Below are 18,539 nucleotides of genomic sequence, written 5' to 3'. Positions count from 1 at the left end.
TAATGGATTTGCTTGCCGGTGGCTCAAGACAGCACCAATTCGTCGTTTCTCGACGGCGGACCCGGTTCGGTGACTGCCTATGTCTCCGGCATCAGCCTGGTGTTACGCATAGCGGACGGGACGTGCGAGCGGGCTGCGCCGCTCGCGGGATAAGGCGGCGGCCCTACGGCGCGCCAAGCCGGCATATTCGTCGTTGAGATGCTTTTGGCAAAATGCATTGGTGAGGCGACGATCATGTCTTAGCGCGCCTTGACCCTTCGGCCCCCTCGTTGGCGATGCCCGACATCTCCTTTCGGGCAATCGCCTGATCGGGATGCGAGTCGAAGAAGGGGAGCTCACCTAACCCACGGCCGAATGCCCGTCGCGCACCTGCGCGATCGCAAGCGCCGTGGTGCTGTGCCATTCCATGCGAAGCGCGAGAGTCCTTTTCAGCCCGCGCAGAACCAGGAGGGAGGACATGGTCGAGAGCGCCGCGCCGGTGATGTAGCGCAAGCCCGTTTCGTACAGCGTGTGGAGGCTTCCGCGGCGCCGAGGATTGCGCCGCCAAGGCGGCGGCCTCATTCGCCGCAACACTTTCGATCGTAGGTCGAGCTCAGGAAGACGCGTGGTTGACCGGCATTGGGAAAACCAGCCGGATCGTAGCCGTGATGGATCGCGAGGGTAGCGAAGCCGAATTTGGCATCGTTCGCAGATGTGCCACTTTCCGGTCTTGGATTGCGGTCTCGGGCATCGGCTTCAGACGTGCCTTGGCTTTCGGAAGGAGTGGCTGCAAACTGGTTGATATGGAATGTCCAGTTGGCAGGAAAAGAAATGGTCCAGTCTCCAGGTCCCGGTGCTTCAACCCGCTCGCATGGCATGGGCGCGCGCCAGATCTACGAAGCGCTTCGCGAGCAGATCCTCAGAGGCGTTTACGGCACCGGAAGCCAGCTGCCGTCCTCCCGTGGTCTCGCCGAGGAACTTGGCGTCTCGCGAACGACCGTCACCGTCGCCTACGAGCAGCTGGCCGCGGAAGGTTTCATCGACATCCGTCAAGGCGCGCGCCCTCGTGTCGCATCCTCACTGCTGGGACATGAGCTGACCGCCAATCCCCCAAAACGGTTCGGCCCGGTTCACTTGTCAAGCTATGGCGAACGGCTGCGTGGTACTCCGCGCTGGCCGGATTACCTGCCGAACACGCTGAAGGTTGATTTCCGATATGGCGTCCTGGCGCCCTCAGATTTCCCCGCATCGGTTTGGAAGCGCGCGATGAACGCGGCGATGGCGCAGCGGCCGGCACGGCTCGCCTATGACGATCCGTGCGGTTCGAGCCGGCTCCGCCAAGCGCTTCAGGGCTATCTCTGGCGCGCCCGTACTGTGCGCTGCGACCCCGAGCAGATCGTCATCGTCAATGGTTCGCAGCAGGGCCTCGATCTCTGCGCGCGCCTGCTGCTCGACCCCGGGGACAGCTTCGTCATCGAGGACCCCTGCTACAGGATGGCGCGCCAGGTCTTTGCCAGTACAGGTGCCACGCCCGTTCCTGTCGAGGTTGACGATCACGGCATGCAAACGGAGCAACTGGCGGGGGTCGCGGCCCGGCTGGCCTATGTGACGCCCTCGCATCAGTTTCCGCTCGGCGGCGTCATGCCGATCCCGCGGCGGCATCAGCTTCTGGAATGGGCGCGGGAGCAGGGCGCCTATGTCATCGAGGACGACTACGACAGCGAATATCGCTACGATATCAGCCCCGTTCCCCCGCTGCATAGCCTCGAGGATCATGGGGCCGTCATCTACCTCGGCACCATCTCCAAGACGCTCTCGCCGATGCTGCGGATCGGTTATCTCGTCGTCCCGGCGGAATTCCTGCAGGTTTTCGAAACCGCCAAGCAGCTTGCCGACCGGCATTCTCCGATGGCGGGGCAGGAGTCATTGGCCTCTCTGATCGAGAGCGGTGGCTATGAAAGCCATGTGCGCCGCGTGCGCCGCATCAACGGCGAGCGCCGGGAGGCATTGCTGACCGCCCTGAAGCGGAGTTTTCAAGGTCGGATCGCCGTCCAGGGGGCAGAGGCTGGACTGCACGTCGTCATATGGTTCAACGACCTGCCGCGATCGCGTGAAACGGCGTTGGTCGAAGCTGCCCAATACGCGGGTCTGGGTCTGCACCCGATTTCGCCGCTTTATCATCGGCAGTCGGGAGCAGGCGAAGCCGACCGCGTCGGGCTTGTCATGGGCTATTCCGCCCTGAGCATCCGGCAGATCGAAAAAGGCGTCGAGATGCTGCGCGACGTCGTCGCTCGACTCTGAGACGCTGACGGTTCCGCACGCGGGTTAGAACGCATTCGCGGCCGCTCATCGTAAACAGTTCATCGTTGAAATAGTCGCGCGGCCGGGCGACGGCCGCGCTCATGGCCGGCTGACTAAGGTTGATGCTGCTGCCGCCGCCGTGAGGTTGCACGCGATCCAAGCCTTTGTCTCATCTATCCGCAACGTGGATGCTTGTCATCGAAACAATCGATTTTGCCGATTGTACAGAACGTCCCATAGGAAGAATTCAAGGATGCAGCCCTAAGGAGATTGTCGATGCGTGCGTTGGCTCCGAGGAGCATTTTCTGGTGTGTCCCTCCTGGTCTGCGCCGAACATCAAGCGAGCCGATCCCCTTTTCGACCAGGTACATCGGTGATCGGCGCAAGCTGCATCGCGTCGGCTCTTCGCGACAAGCTCCCCCCGATAGCGTAGGCCCCTACCTCAAGGATCGGGGTTATGCCGATTGCGAATGGCCGACCGGTACAACAATTGACCGCAAGGGTTCGCAGCTATGAGACGTCTCGATGACAGATGGAAGGTGCAGAGTGAATGCGCTGACGGCACCGGGCGTCGAAGCGTTTATCTGACGTTTGACGACGGTCCCAATCCATGTTTCACACCACAGATACTCGATGTGCTGGCGCAAAATCGGGTGCCAGCGACATTCTTCGTCATTGGTGCTTACGCCGCAGAGCATCCGGAACTCATCCAGCGAATGATCGCAGAAGGGCATGAGGTAGGCAACCACACGATGTCTCATCCGGACCTGTCCAAATGCGGTTTGGGCGAAGTGCAACGTGAAGTATTTGAGGCGAACCAGGCCATCATGCTGGCATGCCCGCAGGCCTCGATCCGCTACATTCGCGCGCCATACGGCGCCTGGAGCGAAGAAGTGTTCACTGCCTCAGAGATCGCGGGGCTGGCGGCCCTTCATTGGTCGATCGACCCAAGAGACTGGTCGCGCCCCGGCACCGACGCGATCGTCGATGCAGTGCTCGCCTCGGTACGCCCCGGCGCAATCGTGCTCTTGCACGACGGATGCCCTCCCGACGAGTCGACACGGAGCACTCAAGCCAGTCTGCGCAACCAGACCGTTATGGCGCTGTCCAATCTGATTCCTGCATTAGATGCCTGCGGATATGAAATTCGCTCGCTTCCAGAACATCACTGAAATGCGAGATCCCACGGACCTGCTTTCCCAGCCAGTACCTGTGTGGTCTCGCTTATGAAGGCTTACAGGCCGTTTGCGCCCTGCGAACAAGCACTTCGTCGACATCGGACAAACTGGTCGGCTCCGACCGGTTGGCTAAGGGTAGTGTTGTCACCTGCTACAGTGAAAACCCGCGCAGGCTCTCGGCATGCCTAGCATCGCCGGTAGGTTCACTTTTCGACGATTGTTTGCATGTATGGTTCACTTTGCGTTGGATCAATTTCATTGGGCTTGCCGCAGGCTCACATAGCGACCAAGCGGGATCGCTGGCTGCGTCCAAAAGGTTTGGCAAGCAATTCGCATACCGTGACCGGCACCGGGGATTCCGGTGCCCTGATCCGGTGCGCGATGCCATCTTTCACCAACTGGACTACCTCAATAGCTTCTGACTGGCTGTTTCCAATAGGCCAGCTTGCCGATACCTGACTTGGTAACGCAAGGAGTTTCGCGATGTACATCCCTCCCGCTTTCCGCGACGACGACAAGGAATGCCTGCGCGCGACCATTCGCGCGGCGCTGCTGGCGAACTTCGTTACCGTCACGGCGGAAGGGCCGCTCGCAACGCCACTGCCCCTCTTCCTTGACGAGAGCGAGGGCGAGCACGGCGTGATCTACGGGCACCTGGCGAAGGCCAATCCCCAGTGCCGTGTTCCGCCGCTGGGCGACGGCTTAGCCATCTTCATGGGGCCGGACGCTTACGTGACGCCGGCATGGTATGCGACCAAGCGGGAAACCGGGAAGGTCGTCCCGACCTGGAATTACGTCGCCGTCCACGCCTATGGCCCGGTCGAGTTCTTCGAGGATGCGGGAAGATTGCTGGACGTCGTGAATCGGCTGACCGACCACCACGAGGGCGAGCGCGCCTCGCCTTGGGCGGTGTCGGACGCGCCGCCGGATTTTATACAGGCGCAACTCCGCGGAATCGTCGGCCTGCGCATGCCAATCACGAGGCTGGAGGGCAAGCGCAAAATGAGCCAGAACCGGAACGCGGCCGACCGCGCTGGCGTGGCGGCGGGCCTTGCGGTGAGCGAGCGGGCATCTGACCGCGACGTCGCCGCTCTCATCCCAAAATAATCATGAACTTCGTCGGAATCGACCATCATGCCAGAACTGACCCCACTCGCCCTGTACCTCGCCGCGGCCTCCGTGCTCGCCATCACCCCCGGTCCGGGCATCTTCTACGTTGCCGCGCGCACGCTCGCCGGTGGTCGTCGGGAAGGTATCGCTTCCAGCTTCGGCACGGGGTTGGGGGGCATGATCCACGTCCTCGCCGCAAGCTTAGGTGTTTCCGCGATCGTGCTCGAGAGCTCGGAACTGTTCTCCGCATTAAAGCTGTTCGGCGCGGTCTACCTCGTCTGGCTCGGCTTTCGCACCTTTCAAGCCGCCCGCCTCAAGGGAGCGACTGGCGGCGATGACGGCGCCGCAGTGGGTCCAGTCGGACCCCGGCGGGCGTTTCGTGAAGGGGTACTGGTCGAGGCGCTCAACCCGAAGACGGCAGTCTTTTTCCTCGCCTTCATTCCGCAGTTCGTGAATCCGAGCGCAGGGCTCGTAGCTCTGCAATTCGTGGTGCTTGGCTCCGTGTCCATTGCGCTCAACACGCTCGCCGACATCGTGGTTGCCGTCGTGGCCAGCGGCATTCAAGACGGCGCGGCAGCGCGTCCCGGGTTGATCCGCCGCCTGAGGGAGGCGTCAGGTGGCGCGATGATCGCGCTGGGCGTCGGCCTCGCTCTGGCGAAACACCCTGCTGCCTGACTTTGGCGGGTACCTTGCGGAAGCAGTTGGATGGCTGCGAGCGAGTTCGGTCATTGCACCTATTTAACCATGTCTCAGGAGGCGCGGCACCGCCGTTTGGGTGAACGTCGGCTCATAAATGAGAGAAAAACATAGCGTGAGAGAAACGTGAGTACGACTGCCTCGCCTCGCTCATGCCCATCATTTCGGACCTCGCGAATCAACGCACGGTAGAAGCCAGTCAGCCGAGAATGACGCCCGTTTCATGGAAGGAAAGCCAAGCCATGCGCGAAGCATCGCCCCGCTTTGCACTCGATTATTTGGCGACGCCCGGACTTGACGTCAGGGCACTTTTCGCTTTTGCCCGCGACCAGGGCCTAACCGATGTCCAGATCCGCAGCCAACCGGGCAGCAATGCTATTGCACGCGGCATGCCGGCGGCGGACGTCCGGTCTGCGGCCGCCGACACAGGCGTTGGGATTATTTCCGTCAATGCCCTCCAGCGCTTCAATGAGTGGACCCCCGCCCGCAGGGCCGAGGCGAGCAAGCTCGCCGATTATGCAGCGGCCTGCGGAGCCAAGACGCTCATGCTGGTGCCGGTCAACGATGGCTCCTGGCCCGCCAATGTCGAGCGCCGGGGCGATCTCCGCGTCGCCTTGAAGGCGCTCAAGCCGATCCTCCAGTCGCGCGGTCTGATCGGTCTCATCGAGCCGCTGGGCTTCCGGACCTGCTCGCTTCGATCGAAGAACGAAGCGGCTAAGGCCATTGCCGCCATTGATGGCCAATCCGTCTTCCGCCTCGTGCACGACACGTTCCACCACACGCTTGCCGGGGAGACGTTCTTCTCCTCCGAGCTGACCGGTCTCGTCCACATTTCAAGCGTGAACGATCCGATCCACTGGATTTACCCGGATCGCGTCCTGGTCGGTTCCGACAATGGCAGCCAGATCCGGGCGCTGCTTGATGGCGGCTATGGGGGGCCCTTCTCATTCGCACCGTTTGTCGACGCAGCCCACCCGCTGGACGACCTCGCAGGCGCACTTGCCGCGAGCGTCGCTCTCTTCCGACACGGGCTATTGACGCGAGTGCCGGCGTGAGACGCGGGAGTAAATTAGGGCTGCCTGGGGCGCCTTTTGGCGTCCCCCGGAGAAGTCATTCGAGACGCCTCCTGTAGCAATATCTCTCGCAGCCAGATGCTTGCCGGATCACTGTTGTGAAGGGCGGGCCATTGAACGGCCTCGGTGAACGTGGGTAGTGGCAGCGGAAGTTCGATGATCCGCAGGGGGAAGGTTTTTTTGAAATGCTGAACCAGCCGGAAGGGCATGGTCGCTATACGAGCTGTGCCTGAGACCATCGGCGGGATCATGCTAAAGGCCTGCACAACGATCTCGACACGTCTCTTGAGACCATGCTCAAGAAAAAACTGTTCCTCGATGGAGGGCTTCAGCGTCCGCCCGAACTTGACCGCAACGTGCCTCATCGACATGTATCTCTCGAATGTAAGCTGCCGTGGCAGCTGCTTGTTCGTGGAGCAGCCCACGCACACGAGCGTCTCGTCGAACAGCGCCGCTCTTGGATGGGCACTTGACATGAACAATTCTGGAAAAATCAGAAAATCGACGTCACCGCGCCGGAGAAGCTCATCGGGGTCGTCGTCGATAGGCAACAATTCGAAGCTGACGGCGGGTGCTTCGCGTGCAACCCGCTCCACGACCTTTTCAAAAAACACGAGTGTGGCGAAATCGGAAAGAATGATCCTGAAACGGCGATCGGATTGAGCCGGATTAAACGGATCCCAAGAGATAATCGAGCACTGGATTTGCAAGAGTGCGCTGCGAACTGCGGGGGCGAGTGTTTCCGCACGCGGGGTTAGAACACGTTCGCGGCCGCTCGTCGTAAACAGTTCATCGTTGAAATAGTCGCGCAGCCGGGCGACGGCCGCGCTCATGGCCGGCTGACTAAGGTTGATGCTGCTTGCCGCCGCCGTGAGGGTCCGCTCGGTCAGCAGTGCGTCGAGCACGACGAGAAGGTTCAGATCAAGGCCCTTGAAGCGCATGGCTTTCACTTATCCATAGCGTGGATGCTCGCGATCTAAACAATCGATTTTACCAAACTTCCAGGGCGCTGCATAGATGACCGCACTTGACATGCGCCCGATCACGCCACTGCTTCTGCAGCGTGTGCTGGGAAATGACTTGTAAGTAGCCGATCATGTCGAACTCTCCGCCTTCTTCCAAAAGGCCTATGGGCGACAGGGGCTTTCAGGCGGTTGTAGCTGGGCCGGTGCAGGGCCGAAGGTTCGCGCAATCGGCTCTGATGTGCACGGCGTAGCAGCTCACTAGGACCTGCTGCGCCATTTCTTCACGGTTGGCGAGGTTGATTGCTTGGTAGGCGAACTCGGATCGTACAGGATGCATCCGGATCTTGAGAGACTCGGAATGAGTCGTTCTATCCGCGTCATGCGTCCGGTGCTGCAGCAGCGTGGCATTCCATTCGCTTTTGGCATGGTTCGGCACCCGCTGCGAAACCATCTTGAGAGGTTTTGCAGAGACGGCCAGACGACCATAGTGCCGGGCGTTCGCATCGCCACACATGATCGCGACCGCCAATGCGCTCGAGGTTTGCGATCAGGCACTGGGATGTTGTCCGCTCGGTTGCAGCCAATCGGCCCTCCATACCACGCCGCGATCGGCGTGATTTTCGATCCTTTGCACCGCGCTCGCCGTGCCCAGAAACGGCAAGTAGCAACTGCAACAGATAGGCTGGAGTCTGATGCTTGATAACATAAGAGCCGGAGCGAAGGGACGCGGCTCGTGCCCAGCAGGGACAAACAACCGAGACCTAAGCTTCGATTTCGCCAAAGGCATACTCATTACTTTGGTGATAATTGGGCACTTGTTACAATATTTAATCTACCAGGGCACCGACGCTTTCTGGCTGTCGCCGTATTTCAAGTCGATCTACATGTTTCATATGCCTCTCTTTATGGCGCTAAGCGGATATCTTTCTTCTGGGGCAATTTTGCGAAAATCGTTCACCCAAGGTGTCGGTGAGCGGGCAATGCAGCTACTACTGCCAATGCTTTTTTGGTGTACGTTGATTTGGACGTTAAAGTCCGCAGTTATTTTTCCCATGAAGAGTTTAACTGATACATTGTTGGATTTGTCGACGGAAGTTATTGGAACCTATTGGTTCATATGGGCGGCATTTATTTCGTTCATTCTGATTAGAGTTCTTACAACTTTCAACCGTCTATCGATATGGATCATAAGCGCATCTGCAATTGCGGTCGCATTCGCACCCATCACGTTATCAATAACCCCGTTGTTAAAGTACACTTACCCATTTTATTGTTTAGGGTTCCTGTTTGCCCAGCCGATCGGATGGCAGAATGGCGTCATCTGGCGTCACAAATCCATTTTTGTTGTCTTATTTTCGATAGCGGCTTTCATATGCTTCCTCGGGTGGGGCAAGGAGACTTATGCCTACAACAATCTCGTTTTAATTCATGATGAACAGTCAGCTAAACAAGTTTTTCTGATGTTCTCTGGCTCTTTGGCGGCTTCTGCGGTAGCAATGCAGTCTATGTTCCAATGCTGGAGACTTGTCTATTCGACTAGAGTAGCTCGCTTTGTCGCGGTGCAGCTTGGTCAGAGCACGCTGCTGCTTTACCTGGTCCAGGGTGCCGTGTTTCGCCTCATGGATTTGATACAGTTTGGAGAAGTCTGGAATCTCACGACCAGAATCACCTTCGCAACTGTGCTTGGAGTGGCGATTGTCGTCATAGCGATGGCAATTCGCAGTATTGCGCGCAACCTCGGATATGTGTCGCGGATCGTTGTCGGAGCGCCGCCACGCCCAAGTCTGCTCAAATCTCAATCTGTAATCAATTAGCCACGTGAAAAATTCGCATCTGTAATCGACATGTTTCATAGCTCCGGACCTATCCGATCGACTGTTGTACCGGTCGGCCATTCGCTCGTCGGCCGCGCTATCCCCATAACTACGACGAGCACGTCCTCCACGCGCGCGGGCGGCAGGTCGGGACACAACACCTCTGAGTGGGACCGTAAACGAGCGCCCATAATGGTCACGATGACAAACAACCACGTTACGGACAGATGAGGCATGCGTTTCAAAGGCCTTGATCTGAACCTTCTCGTCGTGCTCGACGCACTGCTGACCGCGCGCAACCTCACGGCCGCGGCAAGCAGCATCAACCTTAGTCAGCCGGCCATGAGCGCGGCCGTCGCCCGGCTGCGCAACTATTTCAACGATGAACTGTTTACGATGAGCGGCCGCGAACGCGTTCTAACCCCGCGTGCGGAAACACTCGCCCCCGCTGTTCGTGGCGCACTCTTGCACATCCAATGCTCGATTATTTCTTGGGATCCGTTTAATCCGGCTCAATCCGATCGCCGCTTCAGGATCATTCTTTCCGATTTCGCCACACTCGTGTTTTTTGAAAAGGTCGTGGAGCGGGTTGCACGCGAAGCACCCGCCGTCAGCTTCGAATTGCGGCCGCTCGACAACGACCCCGATGAGCTTCTCCGGCGCGGTGACGTCGATTTTGTGATTCTTCCGGAATTTTTCATGTCGAGCGCCCATCCAAGAGCGGCGCTGTTCGACGAGACATTCGTGTGCGTGGGCTGCCCCACGAACAAGCAGTTGCCACGTCAGCTTACATTCGAGAGATACGTGTCGATGAAACACATTGCGTTCAGGGTCGGCGGTGCCCAGATGCCATCCATCGAGGAACAGTTTTTGCTTGAGCATGGTCTCAAGAGACGTGTTGAGATCGTCGTACAGGCCTTTAGCATGATCCCGCCGATGGTCTCAGGCACAGCTCGGATAGCGACCATGCCCTTCCGGCTGGTTCAGCATTTCAAAAAAACCTTCCCCTTGCGGATCATCGAACTTCCGCGGCCACTACCCACGTTCACCGAGGCCGTCCAATGGCCCACCCTCCACAACAGTGATCCGGCAAGCATCTGGATGCGGCAGATAATGTTGCAGGAGGCATCCCGCATGTGAAGTCGCGGGCACTCCTGGTCTCAGTCTAGATTTACTCAGCGCCTCATACGGGTGCGAACCGGCGTGCAAAATTGGGTCTGACGCACATTCGATGATTTTGCATGACGGCGTGCCACGTGTTTCCCCATGCTGGCAGCCGGCATCACCAAAAACATGAAGTGGAAGAAGTACTTTTACCGCAAGCTATGCGAGGCTGAAGGTTTTCGCCATGCGCCGCACCGAATTGCGGGGATACTGAGCGTGAGATAACTCGTCTCGTCCTCCTTCCGAATTCCGGTAAGCCGCCTTACCAAGGGCAGGCGGCGCTTGAGATTCCGCCGCTGGAAATCCGTCGCGCGGGGCTGTCGACGTTCAATCGCGGCTGGATCACAGTTGGTGAATACAACTACGATATCGCCGAACGATCCTCTATTTCGGGCCGAATCAGAAGCTGCGGGGCATGTTCGGCCCCGAGCTTCATGTAAGAGATCAGGCGCGCGATCCGCCCGATGCTCGCCGCAAGACAGAGCCGCATAGACCGCGTCGCCATGCCAGAGCGGTCGACGGACGAGGCGGTCCGGTTCGGTCCCGCACTCTTAGGTTCTCTCGTCGGCACCATCATTCGAAACGCCCCCGCCGGTCGAAATCGACCGGACAACAGCGTCCGATCACCCGGAGACGAGGCCTGCAACCGCCAAAAATCGTGCGTAGGATCGCACCGCGCGGCTGATGATTGCATCTTTCCCGCGCTGCACTGATGGCCTCTCTGTCAGGTGGTCTGAGGTTCGCGCTTCGGGCCGAGCAAGAACACTGTCAGGGCGCCGAGGAACGAGGCAACGGCGCTGTAGGCAAGGGAACTGGCGACGCCGGCATTGTCCATCAGTAGTCCGCCGAAAATCGCGCCCGCTGCGATGGCTACCTGGAACGTTGCGGCCATCAGCCCACCGGCGCTTTCGGCCTGCTCGGGAGCGGCGTGCAGCACCATCCATGTCTGCAGTCCCACCGGCACCGCGCCGAAGGCAAAGCCCCATACTGTAACCGCAATCGCCGTGGCCCAAGCCGATGCTCCCAGCGTCAGCAGCGAGACAGTGGCCATCGCTATGAACAGGGGAGGCAGGGCCGCGGCTGCCTTGAGGCTGTGCTCGGCCAGGAATCCGCCGGCCAAATTGCCGAAGAAGCCGCCGATGCCAAAGACGAGCAACACCAGCGAGATCGTCTCGATATCAAGCGCGGGAAACTTCTCAAGGAAGGCGCGGATATAGGTGAAGCCGGCGAAGTGCCCGGAAGCGACCAGCAGGACGACCAACATCGCGACTTTGATCATCGGATTCTTGGCCACATCCAGCAGACTGCGGAAGCTGGCCACTCCAATCGGAGGCAGCCTCGGAATGGTTATGAGTTGCACTACCAGCGTAACGGCGCCGACGACCGCAGCGATCATGAAGGCGGTTCGCCATCCCCAGATATCGCCGACATAGGCGCCGATTGGAGCCGCGCAAACGGTAGCGCAGGTAACGCCGGTGAGGATGATCGACATGGCGCGCCGCAGGAGGTGACTTGGAACGAGCCGCATCGCCAGCGCTGCCGAAATCGACCAGAACCCTCCGAGTGCTATGCCGAGCACGACGCGGGCGGCCAGGAGAACCGGCAGCGACCCCGCGACGGCCGATAGAACGTTCGACAGGATCAGCAGCAGCGTCATCGCCCATATGACGATCCTGCGGTCCAGGGGCCTTGTGATGACGGCCATCGTCGGCGCCGAGATCGCCCCCACGATGGCGGTCGTTGTCAGCGCCTGTCCGACTGCACCCTCGGTGATAGAGAGATCATGCGCGAGCGGCGTCAGCACGCTGGCAGGCAGAAACTCTGCCGTCACAAGCCCAAAGGTGCCTAAGGCAAGCGAAATGACTGCACCCCATGCGGGACCAGACCGTTGATCTGGCTGTTTTGGGTCATGCAGAACTCCGTCCATGAAGCCCGTAGCGGATTCGGTCATCAACAGGGTCTCCAGTTTGGATGTGCTGCAAACTCGGGTTGCTGCGTTGACCCGCATTAACGCCAGAAGCGCCATTGCCTGCGGCATTGCACGGACGAGGGGATGTTCATCGCTTCGCGATATTTTGTGACGGTGCGGCGCGCAAATCGATGGCCCTTTCCTTGGGCCGGACGACGATGTCGTCGTCGGAAAGCGCGTCATCTTGCGATTCGTCGGCGATTGTCGCCTTGATCCGATGGCGGACAGCTTCGGGGGGGACCGCGCGTCGCCACCTTGGGAGGACGCGCTCGCGACGGTGAAAAAATACTTCAGTTCGAACACTTCGCGCGGGGTCTGCATGTATGTGTTCGACGTCACCCGGCTTACCGTCGCCTGATGCACTTTGATCGCGTCGGCGACCCTCCTGGCGGAGGCGGGTAAGCGACAATTGGGCGAGCGCCACGGCTCCGTCAGTCTCGAACCAGCCATAGCAAATCAGATACCGGAGGAGGGACGTCTGGAGGGGACGTTCGGCGCAAACGTGCACGGTCTCCTTGGGCGCTTGTATGGAACTTCGCGTTTTTGCCATGGTTCTGTTCATAGCTTTCTACGTGCTTTGGTGGGCTCTAACGGATAACAGCAAGCGCTATGCCATTTCACTTGGGGGCACCGAATCGGACTATCTTTTGCCGAAGCCCTGTCGGCTTGAGCAGGGGCGCCGTGCATTGACCGAGACCGAGCGCGCCGCACAATCGCTTGGTCACCCGGACCGAGCAAAGGTGCTGTACTGTCGGAGTAGTCAGAACTTCCGCGCCGGCAAGGGAAGGCGAAAGCCGTTCCGGACGGGCCGAGCCGATGCATTGCCGCACGCCGGCATCGACCGCGTAAGGCTTTGTCTCTGGCGTGTAATTGCGTGCGCAGGCTGCGATCTGCGAAGATGCGGCCGTCGCGCCTACGATCGCGCTGTTGCTGCTCCCCCTGTCGAGGAAGGCCTTTGACACCTCCGAGCTCTTCAGCACGGCGCGCCGGTCTCCACGCCCTGAGGATCGAGTCCGGCTGGGCGTCACGGCGTTTGCGAGATTGAGATTCCTTGATTTGCTCCCTCGTGCGCGCCTATCCGAAAACATTGTTGTGTCCCGAAGGCTGACAAGAATGTCGCAAGCGCGACCAAAAGATCGCCACGGCCCACAGGGGCAATTGCGACCAGTGGCCTTCTTCGGAAATCGGGGGAGCAATACCCTTTCCTCGTCGACTTCGGACGCGGGCTCAGCCGTGCCCGCCGCGCCGCTAGGAACGACCTAACCTTGGCGGATGGCGGCTGGCCGATCACCCGGGTATGTCCGCGTCGATAAAAGAAAAGCGTCTGGTCTCAGCCAGGCGGACCTCGCGAAGGCCATCGGTATCAATTTGGTCGAATTCCTCGATCACGCCGAGACGATCGGTTTCGCTCCAATGGAACCAGCTGGCGCGGATTCGACCAAGTTCCCAACCGAAAACACACGAAACGCGGCGGCTTCCGACCGCCGATCAATGGGCCGAGGCCCGGTCGCTGTTACCCTCGAATGAGTCCGCCATGCCGAGGCGGCTCGTCGATAGCCGCGGGTTGGCGCCTCTCCGGGGCGCGTTGGCTGCACGTTCCGCCCCTTGGACCCCGCTTCCGGCAACAACATCCGGCCGCCAAAGCTCGCCCTTGTCAGTGCTCGATTACCACGCCGAGATGCCTGCTGGGGCTCCCGGTGCACGGGCACATTTATCGATCCGGCACGGTGTTGAGCGTGCGGAACCCGCCGCACGCGTTCCGATCGCTTGTTGTGCTCACCCGATCACGCGACCTGTCCCCACACGTCTTGAGGACATTCCCCTGCGGCTGGCTCATTGACCTATGGGCGGTTCCAGCCCGCCCGAAACCCTCGCCACCAGCTTTTTTCCCCGCCGCATGACGCGGCTTCCTCGCGCCGCTTCGCTTCAAAAAAGCTGCCCGCTCGGGTCCTTCGCTGCCGCTGCGGCCCTGCCGGGTTCGGGCGGTCCGGACGCGCCCATCACGGTCCGCCATCGCAGGGGAATGGTCCCCGGCGACAGCAGAAGGAGACAGGAAAATGACCGCGATCGGCTACGTCAACAAGCAGGAAAACGGCAGCTACAAAGGCCAGCTCAGGACGCTCAGCGTCCGCGCCGACATCGACATCGTGCCCAATCGGAGCAAGTCCGCCGACAACCATCCCGACTTCCGGGTGCTGACGCAGGGCGTGGAGGTCGGCGCCGGCTGGATCCGAACCGGGGAGACTTCCGGCAACGACTATGTGAGCTTGTCCATCGCCGCACCGGAGTTCGGTCCCCGCAAGCTCTACGCCAATCTCGGCCGCGCCGCCGGCCAAGACGATCAAGACACCTACGCCGTCATCTGGAACCCGGCCGACTGACCGGCCGGCTCAAGCCCTCGCGCCGCAACTCGGCGCGGGGGTTCCCGCCGACGCTCGCCCGAAGGGGCGGCGAAAACTCCCACCCGACTCTTCGCCCGTCCCCAGGACGACCTCGCTCGCCGATCCTCGCGGTCGCTTGTCCGAAGCGAAACGAGGACCATCATGGACGACGAAAACGACCGCGCGGCCCGCGCCAAGAAGGGCAGTCCGTTTCTGAACACCGCGCAGGCTGCCTTCTATATCGGCCTGTCCCAGCGCACCCTGGAAAAGATGCGGCTGACCGGCGGCGGCCCGAAATACCGCAAGCACGGCCGCTATGTCCGCTACCACATCGACGAACTCGACGACTGGTCGAAAGGCCGCCCGCCAGAACCCGGCTCCGACGATGACAAGGGCGGGTCCGGCTCAGCCGACGAGGGAGCCCGCTCATGAGCCAGCGGCCTTCCATCCATCTGATCGGCAGCCGTTTGCGGCGCGTTCGGGCGCGCAACGCAATCGCCATCGCCGCGATTGGCCTGAGCCTGACAGGCTTCACGGCGCTCCCAAAGCCGTCTCCCTTGCTGGTCTGGAACGCCTCGGCTAGCGCGCCGGTCGGTCTCTATCGCGTTGGGTCTGGCACGCCTGCGCGCGGCGATCTTGTGCTCGCCCGCCCGCCTGGCTTCGTTGCCTATCTCGCCGACCAACGCGGCTATCTGCCTCGCAATATACCGCTGGTGAAGCGTCTCGCCGCGCTGCCGGACGAGCATGTCTGCGCCTTTAGTAATGCCATCATCATAGGCGGCGAGATCGTCGCCCGTCGGCTCAAAATCGACACGCAAGGCCGTCCGCTGCCCTGGTGGAACGGCTGCCGAGCGCTCGCCCATGACGAGGTTTTCCTGCTCGGCAACGAAAAAAATCACTCCTTCGACAGTCGCTATTTCGGGCCGGTGCCGGCCGAAAACATCATCGGGAGGCTGGTGCCGCTATGGACCGAGTGACCCTCCTGATGCTCGGCATGATCGCCGTCGCGCCATGCGCCTGTTCCGCCTCGACCGGCGCTGAGCCAGCCGTCATCTCCCAAAGTCCGCAGCTGCAACGATGGCAGCACTTCGTATCGGAAGCAAGCGCACGCTTCCACATTCCCCAGGCCTGGATTTGCGCCGTCATCGATGCCGAAAGCCGCGGCAAGACCGTCCTCGATGGCCGTCCCATCACCTCCCGCGCCGGCGCCATGGGTCTTATGCAGGTGATGCCCGGCACCTATCAGGAGATGCGCGTCGAGCACGGTCTGGGAGCCGACCCGCACGATCCGCGCGACAACATCTTGGCCGGAACCGCCTATCTCAGCGCCATGTATAAGCGTTTCGGATTCCCCGGCCTGTTTGCCGCCTACAACGCTGGACCCGAGCGCTATGAAGGCCATTTGAAGCTTCGAAGGCCGCTGCCGAAAGAGACCGTTGCCTATCTGAAACAGCTTGAGGCGACGGGGATTTCGGCGGCCGACATGAACGAATTCAAAGGCCAATCCACAACTTCAAAGGGGCGGAACGCTCCCTCCGGACGCTCTTTGTTCTTCCTTCGCGACGGTGTTCGCGCCGGTGAAACGAATGGCGGCCTTTTCGTGCCGCTCGGCAGGGATCTCGCGCGGCCAAAGAAGCACAATGGCTAGCGCTGTTGAGGGCATCCGGGAGGGGCCAGGGACGCTTAAGGCGAGGGGCGAGGGGCGCGTAAGGCAAGATAAAGGCACCGCCTCCGATAGGCGGTTAAGTCTTTGTCTGCACATCGCTTTCCCAGGAGGCTGCCAGCGGCACCAAGAGGCTGGGGCGCGCAAGCCGCTGATTTTGTTGCAGTATTTCGGGAGGCTTGCATGACAGACGACGAGTTCAGGCCAAAGCTTGGCAAGATCGGGTCGCGCGGCTCGAAGGCAGAAAAACGCTTCGCCGGCCAGGTCCGAGCTGCAATCAACCGAGCCGGCGGCAGGTCCCCGCGCGGTGGCCGCTTCACGGGAAGCCGGGCTGGGCGGGGTGGGGCCGCAGCCGCGCTGCTCAAGTCACGCGACCGCTACGCCGCCTTTCGGCTGCGACGTGTCGTCGTCAAGGCACGGGTCGTCAAACTGGCCGGCAAGGGTTCCGACGGAGCGCACGCGCACCTGCGCTACCTCCAGCGCGACGGCGTCACCCGCGAAGGCGAGCCTGGCCAACTCTATGGTGCCGACAAAGATCGGGTCGATGGCAAGGCCTTCCTCGATCGTGCCGATGGCGACCGGCATCAGTTCCGTTTCATCGTCGCCGCCGAAGACGGCATTGAGTATGACGACCTCAAGCCACTGACCCGACGCTTGATGGCGCAGATGGAAGAGGATCTCGGCACCAAGCTCGATTGGGTTGGCGTCGACCATTTCAACACTGGCCATCCCCACACCCATGTCATCGTTCGCGGCAAGGACGATCGCGGCGAGAATCTCGTCATCGCCCGCGACTACATCTCGTCCGGTTTGCGCGAGCGCGGGGCCGAACTGGTCAGCCTCGATCTCGGTCCTCGCACCGACCGCGAGATCGAGCAGCGCCTGCGCCAGGAAATGGAACAGGAGCGCTTCACCAGCATAGACCGGCAGCTGCTACGCATGCGCGACGACGACGGACATGTCACGCCGGACGGCCGGGACGCCTTTCGCCAGACGCTGCATCAGGGACGCCTGCGCAAGCTCGATCGGATGGGGTTAGCCGATGAGATCGGCTCTGGCAGGTGGCGTCTGGACGACGAGCTTGAGGCGACGCTGCGCCGCGTTGGCGAGCGCGGCGACATCATCAAGACCATGCACCGCGAGCTGACCGGCAAGGGGCTCGCCCGCAGTGCTGCCGATTACATTGTGCATGATCGACCGGAACCGCTGGCCGCACCTATTGTCGGTCGCGTCGTCGTGCGTGGGCTGGCCGACGAGATCAGCGACCGGCATTACCTCGTCGTCGACGGTGTGGACGGGAAAAGCCATTATGTCGATATCGGCAAGGGCGAGGCCGCTGGGCCGACGCCCGACGGCTGCATCGTGCGTGTCACGCCGAGGAACATCGAGCCCACGCCGGTTGACCGGGCGATCGCCGAGATCGCCGCTACTCATGAGGGCCGCTATTCCATCGACATTCACCTCAAGCATGATCCGTCCGCCACCGAACGCTTTGCCGAAACCCATGTGCGGCGGCTGGAGGCGATCCGCCGCGCGACCGCCGGCGTGGAGCGCGAGCCGGACGGAGCCTGGATCATCGCGCCAGATCACCTCAACCGTGTCGCTGACTATGAGCGCCAGCGGGCCAGGGCCGAGCCTGTTGTTGTCGACGAGCTCTCGTCAATGCCGCTGGAGCGACAGGTCCGTTCTGACGGCGCCACCTGGATTGACCAGCAGCTGGTTGCCGACCGACCGGAGGCCTTGCGCACCTCCGGCTTTGGCGGTGAGGTACGGGAAGCGCAAGTCCGCCGGCGGCAGTGGCTGATCGCGCAAGGCCTCGCGCATGAAGAGCAGAACCGGACCGTCTACCGCGCCAACATGATTTCGATCCTGCGCCAGCGCGAGCTGAACCGTGTCGCCGGCCAGCTGTCGGATCAGCTCGGTCTCGCGTATGCCGAAGCGCAGCCTGGAGATCGAATAGAAGGCACGCTGCGCCGATCCGTCGACCTTGCTAGCGGCAAGTACGCTGTCATCGAGAAGTCGCGAGAATTCACGCTGGTGCCATGGCGACCAGTGCTTGACCGACATCTCGGCAAGGAGGTTTCCGGTGTGGTGCGCGGGGAGGCCATCTCATGGACCCTCGGACGGCAGAGGAGCGGACAGAGCGTTTCGTAGTGGCGGCGCGGCGTGAAAGGAGGTACTGCACGTCTCATCGAAACCGTGTCACCTTTGAACCGTCGTGGCAGCCTCAAAACCGAACGTTAACG

The 18,539-nt window shown here is 61.0% G+C and carries 17 protein-coding genes and 4 pseudogenes; 14 read left to right on the top strand and 7 right to left on the bottom strand.

Annotated features, from left to right (window positions below):
• Positions 1 to 102: 102 nt before the first annotated feature.
• Together MesoLj_RS36930 and MesoLj_RS33720 are read right to left on the bottom strand one after the other, a co-directional pair.
• A complete protein-coding gene (locus tag MesoLj_RS36930) occupies positions 103 to 339 on the bottom strand; it encodes a DUF6398 domain-containing protein (protein ID WP_244748460.1) in 237 nt (78 codons plus the stop codon).
• Positions 340 to 492, bottom strand: coding sequence for a PLP-dependent transferase (locus MesoLj_RS33720; protein WP_244730574.1), 153 nt, complete (start codon positions 490 to 492; stop codon positions 340 to 342). It lies immediately after the preceding gene.
• A gap of 318 nt (positions 493 to 810) precedes the next feature.
• Between MesoLj_RS33720 and pdxR the strand changes: the two genes are divergently transcribed.
• Positions 811 to 2,280, top strand: coding sequence for a MocR-like pyridoxine biosynthesis transcription factor PdxR (pdxR, locus tag MesoLj_RS33715; protein ID WP_010913827.1), 1,470 nt, complete (start codon positions 811 to 813; stop codon positions 2,278 to 2,280).
• A gap of 22 nt (positions 2,281 to 2,302) precedes the next feature.
• On the opposite strand, the pseudogene MesoLj_RS33710 reads toward pdxR, so the two are convergent.
• A pseudogene (locus MesoLj_RS33710) lies at positions 2,303 to 2,463 on the bottom strand (LysR family transcriptional regulator); the annotation flags it as partial.
• Positions 2,464 to 2,792: 329 nt separating this feature from the next.
• Between MesoLj_RS33710 and nodB the strand changes: the two are divergent.
• The 4 genes from nodB to MesoLj_RS33690 all read left to right on the top strand — a co-directional run bounded on the left by nodB (position 2,793) and on the right by MesoLj_RS33690 (position 6,319).
• Positions 2,793 to 3,452, top strand: coding sequence for a chitooligosaccharide deacetylase NodB (nodB, locus tag MesoLj_RS33705; RefSeq protein ID WP_010913829.1), 660 nt, complete (start codon positions 2,793 to 2,795; stop codon positions 3,450 to 3,452).
• A 489-nt stretch (positions 3,453 to 3,941) separates the two neighbouring features.
• Complete coding sequence (locus tag MesoLj_RS33700; protein ID WP_202296081.1) at positions 3,942 to 4,565, top strand: FMN-binding negative transcriptional regulator; 624 nt, start codon at positions 3,942 to 3,944, stop codon at positions 4,563 to 4,565.
• Positions 4,566 to 4,592: 27 nt separating this feature from the next.
• The gene (locus MesoLj_RS33695) at positions 4,593 to 5,243 is read left to right on the top strand and encodes a LysE family translocator (protein ID WP_010913832.1); all 651 of its coding nucleotides are present in this window, start codon (positions 4,593 to 4,595) and stop codon (positions 5,241 to 5,243) included.
• A 263-nt stretch (positions 5,244 to 5,506) separates the two neighbouring features.
• Positions 5,507 to 6,319: a TIM barrel protein gene (locus tag MesoLj_RS33690; RefSeq protein ID WP_162034361.1), complete on the top strand. Its 813-nt coding sequence runs from the start codon at positions 5,507 to 5,509 to the stop codon at positions 6,317 to 6,319.
• Positions 6,320 to 6,333: 14 nt separating this feature from the next.
• Here MesoLj_RS33690 and MesoLj_RS33685 read toward each other — a convergent pair whose 3' ends face one another.
• Complete coding sequence (locus MesoLj_RS33685) at positions 6,334 to 7,278, bottom strand: LysR family transcriptional regulator (protein ID WP_010913834.1); 945 nt, start codon at positions 7,276 to 7,278, stop codon at positions 6,334 to 6,336.
• Between the two features lie 208 nt (positions 7,279 to 7,486).
• Between MesoLj_RS33685 and MesoLj_RS33680 the strand changes: the two are divergent.
• A pseudogene (locus MesoLj_RS33680) lies at positions 7,487 to 8,002 on the top strand (hypothetical protein); the annotation flags it as partial.
• Positions 7,995 to 9,116, top strand: coding sequence for a nodulation factor fucose acetyltransferase NolL (nolL, locus tag MesoLj_RS33675; protein ID WP_202324025.1), 1,122 nt, complete (start codon positions 7,995 to 7,997; stop codon positions 9,114 to 9,116). The pseudogene MesoLj_RS33680 and the gene nolL, both read left to right, overlap by 8 nt.
• A gap of 35 nt (positions 9,117 to 9,151) precedes the next feature.
• Here nolL and MesoLj_RS36500 read toward each other — a convergent pair whose 3' ends face one another.
• Positions 9,152 to 9,307 (bottom strand): hypothetical protein, encoded by a 156-nt coding sequence (locus tag MesoLj_RS36500; RefSeq protein ID WP_274609110.1) that lies wholly within the window; start codon positions 9,305 to 9,307, stop codon positions 9,152 to 9,154.
• A 43-nt stretch (positions 9,308 to 9,350) separates the two neighbouring features.
• On the opposite strand from MesoLj_RS36500, the gene MesoLj_RS33665 reads away from it, so the two are divergent.
• A complete protein-coding gene (locus tag MesoLj_RS33665) occupies positions 9,351 to 10,256 on the top strand; it encodes a LysR family transcriptional regulator (RefSeq protein ID WP_010913836.1) in 906 nt (301 codons plus the stop codon).
• A gap of 120 nt (positions 10,257 to 10,376) precedes the next feature.
• Positions 10,377 to 10,483, top strand: a pseudogene (locus tag MesoLj_RS33660) (nitrogen fixation protein NifQ); the annotation flags it as partial.
• Between the two features lie 521 nt (positions 10,484 to 11,004).
• On the opposite strand, the gene MesoLj_RS33655 reads toward MesoLj_RS33660, so the two are convergent.
• Both MesoLj_RS33655 and MesoLj_RS33650 read right to left on the bottom strand, forming a co-directional pair.
• Positions 11,005 to 12,231, bottom strand: a complete 1,227-nt coding sequence (locus tag MesoLj_RS33655; protein ID WP_044549158.1) for an MFS transporter — start codon at positions 12,229 to 12,231, stop codon at positions 11,005 to 11,007.
• A gap of 56 nt (positions 12,232 to 12,287) precedes the next feature.
• Positions 12,288 to 12,648 (bottom strand): annotated as a pseudogene (locus MesoLj_RS33650) (RNA polymerase factor sigma-54); the annotation flags it as partial.
• A gap of 1,658 nt (positions 12,649 to 14,306) precedes the next feature.
• On the opposite strand from MesoLj_RS33650, the gene MesoLj_RS33645 reads away from it, so the two are divergent.
• The 5 genes from MesoLj_RS33645 (at position 14,307) to rlxS (ending at position 18,447) form a co-directional block, all read left to right on the top strand.
• Positions 14,307 to 14,630 (top strand): DUF736 domain-containing protein, encoded by a 324-nt coding sequence (locus MesoLj_RS33645; RefSeq protein WP_006328923.1) that lies wholly within the window; start codon positions 14,307 to 14,309, stop codon positions 14,628 to 14,630.
• A gap of 162 nt (positions 14,631 to 14,792) precedes the next feature.
• Positions 14,793 to 15,062, top strand: a complete 270-nt coding sequence (locus tag MesoLj_RS33640) for a helix-turn-helix transcriptional regulator (RefSeq protein WP_006328932.1) — start codon at positions 14,793 to 14,795, stop codon at positions 15,060 to 15,062.
• Complete coding sequence (locus tag MesoLj_RS33635; RefSeq protein WP_010913839.1) at positions 15,059 to 15,607, top strand: S26 family signal peptidase; 549 nt, start codon at positions 15,059 to 15,061, stop codon at positions 15,605 to 15,607. Before MesoLj_RS33640 ends, MesoLj_RS33635 begins: the two co-directional genes overlap by 4 nt.
• Complete coding sequence (locus MesoLj_RS33630; protein ID WP_027033383.1) at positions 15,595 to 16,278, top strand: lytic transglycosylase domain-containing protein; 684 nt, start codon at positions 15,595 to 15,597, stop codon at positions 16,276 to 16,278. Before MesoLj_RS33635 ends, MesoLj_RS33630 begins: the two co-directional genes overlap by 13 nt.
• 198 nt (positions 16,279 to 16,476) lie before the next feature.
• The gene (gene rlxS / locus MesoLj_RS33625; RefSeq protein ID WP_202324022.1) at positions 16,477 to 18,447 is read left to right on the top strand and encodes a relaxase/mobilization nuclease RlxS; all 1,971 of its coding nucleotides are present in this window, start codon (positions 16,477 to 16,479) and stop codon (positions 18,445 to 18,447) included.
• The last annotated feature ends 92 nt before the right edge of the window (positions 18,448 to 18,539 follow it).

It is taken from the genome of Mesorhizobium sp. 113-3-9 (assembly GCF_016756515.1).
Classification (GTDB): domain Bacteria; phylum Pseudomonadota; class Alphaproteobacteria; order Rhizobiales; family Rhizobiaceae; genus Mesorhizobium.
The sequence above is the reverse complement of the archived record's forward strand: the minus strand, read 5'-3'. Positions and strand labels throughout refer to the sequence as shown.

Excerpts from the sequence above, each read along its gene's own strand:
- MesoLj_RS33690 (WP_162034361.1), top strand. The coding sequence starts at position 5,507 with ATGCGCGAAGCATCGCCCCGCTTTGCACTCGATTATTTGGCGACGCCC.
- nodB (WP_010913829.1), top strand. The coding sequence starts at position 2,793 with ATGAGACGTCTCGATGACAGATGGAAGGTGCAGAGTGAATGCGCTGAC.
- MesoLj_RS33645 (WP_006328923.1), top strand. The coding sequence starts at position 14,307 with ATGACCGCGATCGGCTACGTCAACAAGCAGGAAAACGGCAGCTACAAA.
- pdxR (WP_010913827.1), top strand. The coding sequence starts at position 811 with ATGGTCCAGTCTCCAGGTCCCGGTGCTTCAACCCGCTCGCATGGCATG.
- MesoLj_RS33640 (WP_006328932.1), top strand. The coding sequence starts at position 14,793 with ATGGACGACGAAAACGACCGCGCGGCCCGCGCCAAGAAGGGCAGTCCG.
- nolL (WP_202324025.1), top strand. The coding sequence starts at position 7,995 with ATGCTTGATAACATAAGAGCCGGAGCGAAGGGACGCGGCTCGTGCCCA.
- rlxS (WP_202324022.1), top strand. The coding sequence starts at position 16,477 with ATGACAGACGACGAGTTCAGGCCAAAGCTTGGCAAGATCGGGTCGCGC.
- MesoLj_RS33695 (WP_010913832.1), top strand. The coding sequence starts at position 4,593 with ATGCCAGAACTGACCCCACTCGCCCTGTACCTCGCCGCGGCCTCCGTG.
- MesoLj_RS33655 (WP_044549158.1), bottom strand. The coding sequence starts at position 12,231 with ATGACCGAATCCGCTACGGGCTTCATGGACGGAGTTCTGCATGACCCA.
- MesoLj_RS36500 (WP_274609110.1), bottom strand. The coding sequence starts at position 9,307 with ATGGGCGCTCGTTTACGGTCCCACTCAGAGGTGTTGTGTCCCGACCTG.
- MesoLj_RS33665 (WP_010913836.1), top strand. The coding sequence starts at position 9,351 with ATGCGTTTCAAAGGCCTTGATCTGAACCTTCTCGTCGTGCTCGACGCA.
- MesoLj_RS33630 (WP_027033383.1), top strand. The coding sequence starts at position 15,595 with ATGGACCGAGTGACCCTCCTGATGCTCGGCATGATCGCCGTCGCGCCA.
- MesoLj_RS33635 (WP_010913839.1), top strand. The coding sequence starts at position 15,059 with ATGAGCCAGCGGCCTTCCATCCATCTGATCGGCAGCCGTTTGCGGCGC.
- MesoLj_RS33685 (WP_010913834.1), bottom strand. The coding sequence starts at position 7,278 with ATGCGCTTCAAGGGCCTTGATCTGAACCTTCTCGTCGTGCTCGACGCA.
- MesoLj_RS33700 (WP_202296081.1), top strand. The coding sequence starts at position 3,942 with ATGTACATCCCTCCCGCTTTCCGCGACGACGACAAGGAATGCCTGCGC.